Source organism: Halorubrum trueperi, assembly GCF_042662525.1.
Lineage (GTDB): Archaea > Halobacteriota > Halobacteria > Halobacteriales > Haloferacaceae > Halorubrum > Halorubrum trueperi.
Map to the genome: position 1 here is coordinate 1 of NZ_JBHSXI010000035.1, position 737 is coordinate 737.

The 737-nt window shown below is 57.5% G+C and carries 1 rRNA gene; it reads left to right on the forward strand.

The annotated features are described in order from the left end of the window. Positions 1-120 precede the first annotated feature (120 nt). A 16S ribosomal RNA gene (locus ACFQEY_RS18685) occupies positions 121-737 on the forward strand; the annotation flags it as partial.

Below are 737 nucleotides of genomic sequence, written 5' to 3' on the forward strand. Positions count from 1 at the left end.
GTCATCCAGGTCGTTGGGTGGGCCGGACACCAGATAGACCATGCAATGGTGTTTTGACTCATTGTGAGTCAAAACCCGCCAACACCCCCTCCGAGCCGGGAACCAGGTTCGGAGGTTTACATTCCGGTTGATCCTGCCGGAGGCCATTGCTATTGGGATTCGATTTAGCCATGCTAGTCGTACGAGTTCATACTCGTGGCGAATAGCTCAGTAACACGTGGCCAAACTACCCTTCGGAGCGCGATACCCTCGGGAAACTGAGGCTAATAGTGCATATCACAATCCAGCTGGAATGAGGGTTGTGTTAAATGCTCCGGCGCCGAAGGATGTGGCTGCGGCCGATTAGGTAGACGGTGGGGTAACGGCCCACCGTGCCAATAATCGGTACGGGTCATGAGAGTGAGAACCCGGAGACGGAATCTGAGACAAGATTCCGGGCCCTACGGGGCGCAGCAGGCGCGAAACCTTTACACTGCACGACAGTGCGATAAGGGAATCCCAAGTGCGTAGGCATAGAGCCTACGCTTTTGTCCACCCTAGGGCGGTGGACGAATAAGGGCTGGGCAAGACCGGTGCCAGCCGCCGCGGTAATACCGGCAGCCCGAGTGATGGCCGATCTTATTGGGCCTAAAGCGTCCGTAGCTGGCCGCACAAGTCCATCGGAAAATCCACCTGCTCAACAGGTGGGCGTCCGGTGGAAACTGTGTGGCTTGGGACCGGAAGGCGCGACGGGTACG